This is a genomic window from Flavobacterium sp. (assembly GCF_044376915.1).
Taxonomy (GTDB): domain Bacteria; phylum Bacteroidota; class Bacteroidia; order Flavobacteriales; family Flavobacteriaceae; genus Flavobacterium.
This window is the reverse complement of record NZ_JBILKB010000075.1, coordinates 1-8,765: the sequence shown is the minus strand read 5'-3', so window position 1 is coordinate 8,765 and position 8,765 is coordinate 1. Positions and strand designations below refer to the sequence as shown.

Here is an 8,765-nt window from a genome sequence, read left to right as displayed (position 1 = left end):
CTACAAGTTTTACAATGTTTGGAAATAATCCTGGGACAATTTCAAGCGGTTTTAATGGTCATTGTCCAGAGCTGATTACGTTTACAACAAACATAAATACTTCTGACAGACAGATAATGGAAAGAAGTCAAGGTGCATATTATAATGTAACGGTTCAATAAAAGATTTAATAGTATAAATCGTCAACTAATTTGGTAAAAAACTTAGAGCGTATTTTCACAATCAAAAATGTCGAACTCTTAAAATGAACGACTTCTTGCTTTAAATGCTGCTGAAAGACAATGAGTTAGCAGAAAAAAAAAGAGGACAAATCCTTGAAAAATTGGACTTGTCCTCTTGGGTGGAGTCGGAGAGAATCGAACTCTCGTCCAAACAAGCAATCAAAAAGGGTTCTACACGCTTAGTTTCCTCTTGAGTTTTCGACCAAAAGCAAGGCTGGAAACGGCCACTTTTAGCTTAGCTTTATCCGTGTCAGAAAGGATTCAAAACATTACCTTTCCTAGGTTTACTTTTACGGTTCCCCTATGTCAAACGCCATAAACCAGGGCTGTTGAGGGGAATCTAGCTTTCCGACCTGGTCGGAACTAGGCAAATCTTACTATAATTCAGATTAAGCAGCTAAAGCGTAATTATTTTCGCCGTTTATAGGTGTGTACATTTGGATTTACGAGCTAAACATACAATGCTCGACGTGCTTACTAATCAATTCCACTCGCTGTCAAAACCAGTCGACCCCAGTAGTTTCTGCAATAGAAAGTTTCGCAAAAATACTAGGAATAGTTCAATAAAAAAAAACATTGTGTCGCTTTCTGTAAAATGTTATATTTGTAACATAAACTAAATTATTAGTTATAATAGTATATACATGAAATTTGGACTCCTTAAAGAAAGAAAAACACCGCCCGATCGCCGCGTGGTTTTTACACCTGATGAACTCCTTCACTTACAATCTACTTTCCCGGAGGTAGCACTTTATGTCGAAAGTTCAGACATTCGTGTATTTTCCGACGATCAGTATCAATCCTTGGGTTTTTCTGTCGTGGAGGATGTAACCCATTGTGATGTGCTTTTTGGAGTAAAAGAAGTGCCAGTAGAGGCCTTGATTCCCAATAAAAAATATTTTTTCTTTTCGCATACCATAAAAAAGCAACCCTACAACAGAAAATTATTACAAGCAGTCTTGGAAAAGAATATCGAATTGTATGATCATGAAACCATTGTTGATACTAACAACCAACGTTTAATTGGTTTTGGTCGCTATGCCGGAATTGTAGGTGCTTATAATGGCATTAGAGCATTCGGAATCAAATATGATTTGTTTACTTTGGCCAAAGCCGAAACCTTAAACAGTCAAGAAGAATTAATTACCCGATTGAAACGCCAAATTTTACCCAATATCAAAATTGTATTGACGGGTCATGGTAAAGTAGGGATGGGCGCTAAAGAAATGCTAGACGGCATGAAAATAAAACAAGTGGCCGTCGATGATTTTCTTACCAAAAACTATTCAGAGCCCGTGTATACGCAAATTGATGTGATGGATTATAATAAAAGAGCAGACGGAACGCCAAGTTCAAAAGCTGATTTTTATGTCAATCCGTCGGCTTATACTTCCGATTTTGGTCGCTTTTCAAAAGTAGCCGATTTGTTTATGGCCGGTCATTTTCATGGAAATGGTGCTCCCGATATACTCACACGCGAAATGTTGCAAGCCCCCGACAATAAAATACAATTGGTGGCTGATATTTCTTGTGATGTAGATGGACCTATAGCATGTACTCTAAAAGCGTCTACCATTGCTGAACCTTTTTTTGGCTATTTGCCTAGCGAACACAAAGAAGTAGCCTACACACACCCGGCTTCAATTATGGTCATGTCTGTCGATAATTTGCCTTGTGAATTACCAAAAGATGCTAGTGAAGGCTTCGGAAAAATGTTTATGCAACATGTGATCCCAGCATTTTTCAACGGCGATAAAGACGGAATTTTGCAACGAGCTAAAATGACTGAGAAGGGTAAATTAACACCTAAATTTGCCTATTTACAAGACTACGTCGATGGGAAATAAGATTTTTTATTTTTGTGTTTGATGCGAGGGAGCGAAACAACTCAAACGTTTTCGTTAATAACTATGAGGCAATCTTGTTGTTTGCATTCAAGTTAAAGTCTATTTTTATGCTTTAATTGATTTTTGTAAATATCAAAATCTTCAAATACGAGTTACATGAAAAAATTTATACTTGGTTTTATTGTTTGTTTTGGAATAAGCAGTTGGGGTCAAGAAATCCAGTCGCCTTCAAAAAAAATTAGTGTTTCTTTTTCTCTTACTTCAGAAGGGAAACCCGCCTATCAGGTTTCTTATTTGAATCAAAAAATTGTAGAAGAAAGTGAATTAGGAATCGCATTAAAAAACAATGTAGCCCTCGATCATGGGTTTTCGCTAATCGATCGAGTAACAACAACGGTTAATGAATCTTGGCAACCGGTTCTAGGAGAACAGGCTACCATTCAAAATGTGTATAACCAAATTACCTATTATTTACTTCAAAAGGAAACCAACCGAAAACTCAACATCATTTTTAGAGTGTACGACGAAGGGGTAGCGTTCCGGTATGATATTCCCAAACAATCTAATTTGAACTATTTTGTGGTATCCGACGAGAAAACCCATTTTAACTTACTAGAAAATCACAAAGCATTTTGGATACCAGGGGATTATGACAGTCAAGAATATGCGTATAACGAAACAAATTTATCCGAAATCGACAATTCCAAATTAGACATGAACAATGGTATCGGAGTAAAGTCTATTGCGAGTCCGTATCGTGTACAATCGCCTTTAATGCTAAAATCACCATCCGGAATTTATATCAATATTTTTGAAGCTGCCGTAGTCAATTATCCCGTAATGCATTTGGATGTAGATCCAAAGAAATTTGATTTGAAGTCAGATTTGGTTCCCAATGCCATTGGAGATAAGGCTTATTTGCAAGCGCCTTGTGCTTCTCCTTGGCGAACCATCATGATTTCAAATGATGCGCGTGATATTGTGGGTTCTAAAATGATACTCAATTTAAATGAGCCTTCAAAAATTACAGATACTTCTTGGATCAAACCAATGAAATACGTGGGTATTTGGTGGGAAATGCACATCGGAAAAGCTACTTGGGATTATGCAGGGAGTCAAAACGCACAAAATGCAGCTGATGGGCAATTGAAACCTTCAGGAAAACACGGAGCTACCACTGCCAATACCAAACGTTACATTGATTTTGCAGCAAAGCATGGTTTTGATGGTGTTTTAGTTGAAGGATGGAATGCAGGTTGGGAAGACTGGTTTGGCAATTGGAAAGAAAATGTATTCGATTTTAGTACACCGTATCCCGATTTTAATTTAAAAGAAGTCAATGATTATGCCAAAGCGAAAGGCATAAAAATGATTATGCACCACGAAACATCTGGGTCTGTGGCCAATTATGAGCGTCATTTAGACCGTGCTTTCGAATTGATGCAGCAGTATGGATATCCGGCAGTGAAATCGGGTTATGTGGGAAAAATTATTCCACGTGGAGAATATCATGACGGACAAACAATGGTCAATCATTATAATTTTGTAGCACAACGCGCTGCCGATTATAAGTTAATGGTTAACTCGCACGAAAGTTCGAGACCCACAGGTTACAGCCGAACGTATCCCAATTATATTGCTGCCGAAGCAGCACGTGGAAACGAGTTTAATGCGTGGTCTGTAGGAAATCCGCCAATGCATGAAACCATTCTTCCGTTCACCCGATTGTTAGGTGGACCAATGGATTATACCCCCGGTATTTTTGAAATTAAAATGAACATTTACGATCCGGCAAAGAAGGAGCAGGTGCATACTACATTGGCAAAACAGTTAGCGTTATATGTTACACTATATTCACCGTTACAAATGGCTGCCGATTTGCCCGAGAATTATGAAAAATATATAGATGCCTTTCAATTTATTAAAGATGTGGCTGTAGATTGGGATCAATCGTATTATTTGGAAGCAGAACCTGGAGATTATGTAACTGTTGCTCGTAAAACAAAAGGGAAAGACGAATGGTTTTTGGGCGCTATCACCGATGAAAATCCACGAAAAACGGTACTTAAATTAAATTTTTTGACACCAGGTAAAAAATATAAAGCCACTATTTATGAGGATGGAAAAGACGCCCATTGGGAAAAAAATCCGAAATCATATGCTATAAAAACTATACAAGTGACTTCTGAATCAAAAATTAAGCTAAATTTGGCTAATGGGGGTGGGACAGCTATTAGTTTCATACCCATAAAATAAACGAATTTAAACCAAACCAATTAAACTAAAAATTATGAGTACAAACCAAATTAAAACGAACTGGGCACAGTTTATTCCTTTAGTAACTGTTTTCTTCTTTTGGGGATTCGTTGCAGCAAGTAACGATATATTAATTCCTGTATTTAAAAAAGCTTTTGATTTGACCCAAGTTCAAAGTCAATTAGTGTCATTAGCCTTTTACATTGCGTACACCGTTGGATCGTTACTGTATCTTTTGATTTCGTATCTTACCAAAGGAGATTTAATCAATAGATTAGGATATAAAAATTCATTGGCCTTAGGCTTAGCCATTTCTGCTTTAGGTACATTATTGTTTTATCCTGCAGCCAATACGGGGTCGTTTACATTAATGTTATCGGGATTATTTATTGTGGCTCTTGGATTTTCATTACAACAAACGGTTGCCAATCCATTAGCAATTGCATTGGGTCCAATAACTACTGGATCGCAACGATTAACACTTGCCGGTGGAATCAATAACTTAGGAACGACTATTGGACCATTAATTGTTAGTTTTGCTATTTTCGGTTCGGCAACTTCTGGCAATACTGATATGAGTATTGAAAGTGTTAAAACGCCTTACTTGATTTTAGGTGCTGCTTTCTTATTAGTGGCCATATTGCTTAAGTTTTCTTCTTTACCCGACAAGCCTCAAGCTATCGTAGAATCTGAAGATGAGAAAGCAGCGACTAGAAGTTCGGCATTAAAGTATCCTCAATTGATTTTAGGTATGATTGCTATATTTGTTTATGTTGGGGTAGAAGTATCTACTGCCAGTAACTTGCCTGCTTACATGGAGAAAAACTTAGGATTTTTAACGAAAGATATTGCACCTTACATTTCATTATATTGGGCCAGTTTAATGATTGGTCGCTGGACAGGAGCTGTAGAGGCTTTCACGGATCAGATGAATTTGCAAAAAATATTACGATTTATTGCACCTTATTTAGCATTTGGAGTTTTCTTATTTGTGAATGCAATTGCTAAACACGATTTGACACCTTTTTATATTTATGCAGTAATCATTTTGGTATTGATTTTGGCTGATATAGCGAGTAAAGGTAATCCAGCTAGAATGTTGCTGATTTTTTCATCACTAGGTATTGTAGCATTGATTGTAGGTATGGTAACAGATGGTATGGTAAGTGTATACGCCTTTACAAGTGTTGGTTTATTTTGTAGTACGCTTTGGCCTTGTATTTTTACATTAGCCGTAAGTGGTTTAGGTAAGCATACGAGTCAAGGTAGTAGTTTTTTAATCATGATGATTATGGGGGGTGGCTTTGTAAGTTTACTGCAAGGTTATATCGCCGATATTTCTACCATTCAAACCAGTTACATTGTTGGCGTATTATGTTTTGCTTACTTAGCTTTCTACGCATGGAAAGTTTCTGGAATATTGAAAAGTCAAGGCATTAGTTTTGATAAGAAAGTAAGTGGAGGACACTAATCAGAATATCTAATAAATAAAAAAACGTCTCAATTGTATTGAGACGTTTTTTTTATAATAATGGAGAAGCTTTAAGGATTCTAAATTAGATTCTAAAAATTCCACCAATAGCTATGATTCGTTGCAAAAACCAAAAATGTTGTTCGGCTTTGTCGGCCGTATTATTAGTAGTTCTGATATCGTTCATGTCAATATATCCGCCTTTTAATTCGGTTTGTATAAAGAAATGCTTGAAAAAAGTAAAGTTTAATCCCACTTTTGCTGCCACGCCATATCCTGCAATATGAAATTGGTCATAGCGCTCTTTGTTTAATAATTTGGTATTGGTTTTTGGAAACAATACACCCGCTCCAATGCCTTCTGTGATATTAATTTGAAACGTATCGGTATTGGGTAAGTGAAGCAATTTAGACAAGTCGTCCACACGAGAAAATTCGGTATTCACGTAGTTCAAACCGTCGGTATGTTCAAAGGTTAAGAAATTTTCGTCTAAGGTTAATGTATTGGCTGTTGGGTTTTCATTATACGTACCCGCATTTGGATAGTAGCCTGAATAGTTTACCGTTCTATCGTTGTACATTACATATTTCATATGGTCAACGCCAATAGAGATGTTGTAATGATCGGTAATGAAATACCCCAATCTAAAATTAGTCTGAGGAATGGTCATTCGCGCCGGATTGATATAATCACAATGCCATCCTTTTGGTTTGTCATGCGCTGCAACGTCATAAAGGGTGAAATCATAATCGGCCCCTTTGAAACGAATGTCGGAGCGTGAATAGGATTCGCGGTTTCCACCCCAAAAAATATAAAATTTACCTTTGTTAGTACTCGTGTATTTTTCAGGATTTCCAACTGTTTCTTGCGAAAAGGCGTACTGTGAAAAAGCACAAAAAGTTAGTACAACCATTAAAAATGGATGTTTCATTAGAAGTATATAAATTAAAATTGATTTACGGTTTTGCGAAGCGCAACAAGTTTGGTCATTAAACCTTCAAAATAGTCTAAGTGCAACATATTGGCACCATCACTTTTTGCATTCGAAGGATCAAAGTGTGTTTCGATAAAAATTCCGTCAACACCAACAGCAATTCCTGCTTTGGCAATGGTTTCAATCATGTCGGGACGACCACCTGTTACTCCAGTCATTTGATTGGGTTGTTGTAACGAATGGGTTACATCTAATACTGTTGATGCAAATTGCTGCATGGTTGGAATTCCTCTAAAATCAACAATCATGTCTTGGTAGCCAAACATTGTTCCTCTGTCGGTTACCATAATGTTTTCATTCTGGCAATCTAATACTTTTTGAACAGCATGTTTCATGCTTTCCGGACTCATGAATTGGCCTTTTTTTAGGTTTACTGTTTTTCCTGTTTTTGCAGCTGCAACTACTAAATCTGTTTGACGCACTAAAAATGCGGGTATTTGTAAGACATCTACATATTCTGAGGCCATAGCAGCATCCTCATTGGTATGAATATCGGTTACTGTGGGCACACCAAATTCTTTAGAAACCTTTTGTAATATTTTCAAAGCTTTTTCATCACCAATTCCTGAAAAGCTATCAATTCGAGAACGATTCGCTTTTTTAAACGATCCTTTAAAAACATATGGAATTTCTAATTTATCTGTAACACTAACTAGTTTTTCAGCAATGCGTAGGGCCATTTCTTCTCCTTCAATAGCGCAAGGGCCTGCCAATAAAAAAAAGTTACCACTTGTTGTATGTTTAATTTGTGGAATGTTTTGTAAATTCATTTGTGTAGTTTTTGAAGTTGCAAAGATAAAAATAAAAACCTTCTAAACAGCAGTTTAAAAGGTTACTTATGTTACACAACAATAATTTTGTTAGTATTGTTTACTTGTTGGATTTTTTTTTATCGTTAATCCTTTTGGGCAAAGTATTTTTCCTTTTTCAAACGTGTTAAAATACATCGTTAATTTTTTTGTGGTCCCTGCTATAATAACTTCATAAACTCCAATAGTTCCAGCACCCATTGTGGTATTTTTAGTTGGAAAAGGGCAGCATGTGTCTACTTTTTTGAAACTGATTTTCTCTCCATTCGGACCTTCTAATGCATTAAAATAATACGTTAGGTTTATTAATTCTTGATTTTCATGTATGAAGCCAATATTTACAGGATAATCAGGATCAAAACCATACGTATTGTCTGTTGCATATTCTGTTAATAGATACATTTCGTTAGCAAATGCAGGCCTTTTAGCCGTAGGATCAATATTTTTAAGTGTCGATTTTGTACTGACACAACTGATGAAAAATACAAACAAACAGGTTAACATTAAATACTTCATCGTAATTTTATTTTGTTGATTCAATAGATTTTGATTGAATGAGGTAAGCAACAATCGCGCCAATTACAACGCCAAAGGAAAGTCCATCCGAAATATTTTTCCAAATGGAACTGGTTAAGGTGGTGTATTCTTTGGCTTCAGTAAGCGTTAGTTTTTTTTGACTTACGGTATAGTTAATGGTGTTTTTAAGAAAATCCGGACTGATGATTTCATGGATGACGAATTGTGTAATCGGACTAAAAAACACAATAATAAAGGAAATAATGATAGCTGAAATCATACCTTGTTTCCAACTCATTTGATCTTGATAGTATTTTTTTTTCTTTTCTATGAGTGCCAATAGGTACAAAATAAAGGTTGGGAAAATATACAACAAGTTAAAAACGGGTTGCCATTTGATATTGATATCGTGATAGCCCATTTCTTTTTCTAAAGTCATCCAAGCCAAAAAGAGGAGTATGGAAATGAGGGCCCATTTGATTTCGATTGCAAATTTTTTCATCCTGAAAGAGTATATTGATTATCCAAAATTAGCCTATTTAACAACAAGTGTTACAAAAACCAATCTTAATTTCTATTTTTGTACAAATTTGCAAAAAAATATGGAAATAATTTATGGAACATGGCATTGGTCTATTTCAGGTTTTTTAA

Annotated in this window: 7 protein-coding genes and 1 other RNA gene; 3 read left to right on the top strand and 5 right to left on the bottom strand. The window is 36.0% G+C overall.

Annotated features, from left to right (window positions below; all coding sequences use genetic code 11):
• Positions 1-338 precede the first annotated feature (338 nt).
• Positions 339-736, bottom strand: a transfer-messenger RNA (tmRNA) gene (gene ssrA, locus ACIQ6Z_RS08025).
• Positions 737-865: 129 nt separating this feature from the next.
• On the opposite strand from ssrA, the gene ACIQ6Z_RS08020 reads away from it, so the two are divergent.
• From ACIQ6Z_RS08020 to ACIQ6Z_RS08010, 3 genes are all read left to right on the top strand, one after another.
• Positions 866-2,068 (top strand): NAD(P)-dependent oxidoreductase, encoded by a 1,203-nt coding sequence (locus tag ACIQ6Z_RS08020; RefSeq protein WP_396210385.1) that lies wholly within the window; start codon positions 866-868, stop codon positions 2,066-2,068.
• 156 nt (positions 2,069-2,224) lie between these two features.
• Positions 2,225-4,324, top strand: coding sequence for a glycoside hydrolase family 97 protein (locus ACIQ6Z_RS08015; protein WP_396210384.1), 2,100 nt, complete (start codon positions 2,225-2,227; stop codon positions 4,322-4,324).
• Between the two features lie 34 nt (positions 4,325-4,358).
• On the top strand, positions 4,359-5,795 hold the full coding sequence (locus tag ACIQ6Z_RS08010) for an MFS transporter (RefSeq protein WP_396210383.1): 1,437 nt from the start codon (positions 4,359-4,361) through the stop codon (positions 5,793-5,795).
• Between the two features lie 85 nt (positions 5,796-5,880).
• On the opposite strand, the gene ACIQ6Z_RS08005 is transcribed toward ACIQ6Z_RS08010, so the two are convergent.
• From ACIQ6Z_RS08005 to ACIQ6Z_RS07990, 4 genes are all read right to left on the bottom strand, one after another.
• Positions 5,881-6,726 (bottom strand): hypothetical protein, encoded by an 846-nt coding sequence (locus ACIQ6Z_RS08005; RefSeq protein WP_396210382.1) that lies wholly within the window; start codon positions 6,724-6,726, stop codon positions 5,881-5,883.
• A 14-nt stretch (positions 6,727-6,740) separates the two neighbouring features.
• On the bottom strand, positions 6,741-7,559 hold the full coding sequence (kdsA, locus tag ACIQ6Z_RS08000; protein ID WP_396210381.1) for a 3-deoxy-8-phosphooctulonate synthase: 819 nt from the start codon (positions 7,557-7,559) through the stop codon (positions 6,741-6,743).
• Between the two features lie 90 nt (positions 7,560-7,649).
• Positions 7,650-8,114, bottom strand: a complete 465-nt coding sequence (locus tag ACIQ6Z_RS07995) for a 2-dehydro-3-deoxyphosphooctonate aldolase (protein WP_396210380.1) — start codon at positions 8,112-8,114, stop codon at positions 7,650-7,652.
• A gap of 7 nt (positions 8,115-8,121) precedes the next feature.
• Positions 8,122-8,616 carry a DUF4199 domain-containing protein gene (locus ACIQ6Z_RS07990; RefSeq protein WP_396210379.1) on the bottom strand — a complete coding sequence of 165 codons (495 nt, stop codon included), beginning with the start codon at positions 8,614-8,616 and terminating at the stop codon, positions 8,122-8,124.
• Between the last annotated feature and the right edge of the window lie 149 nt (positions 8,617-8,765).

Bases quoted from the DNA above. Each gene is read 5' to 3' on its own strand.
- ACIQ6Z_RS07995 (WP_396210380.1), bottom strand. From the start codon at position 8,114: ATGAAGTATTTAATGTTAACCTGTTTGTTTGTATTTTTCATCAGTTGT.
- ACIQ6Z_RS08005 (WP_396210382.1), bottom strand. From the start codon at position 6,726: ATGAAACATCCATTTTTAATGGTTGTACTAACTTTTTGTGCTTTTTCA.
- ACIQ6Z_RS08020 (WP_396210385.1), top strand. From the start codon at position 866: ATGAAATTTGGACTCCTTAAAGAAAGAAAAACACCGCCCGATCGCCGC.
- ACIQ6Z_RS07990 (WP_396210379.1), bottom strand. From the start codon at position 8,616: ATGAAAAAATTTGCAATCGAAATCAAATGGGCCCTCATTTCCATACTC.
- ACIQ6Z_RS08010 (WP_396210383.1), top strand. From the start codon at position 4,359: ATGAGTACAAACCAAATTAAAACGAACTGGGCACAGTTTATTCCTTTA.
- kdsA (WP_396210381.1), bottom strand. From the start codon at position 7,559: ATGAATTTACAAAACATTCCACAAATTAAACATACAACAAGTGGTAAC.
- ACIQ6Z_RS08015 (WP_396210384.1), top strand. From the start codon at position 2,225: ATGAAAAAATTTATACTTGGTTTTATTGTTTGTTTTGGAATAAGCAGT.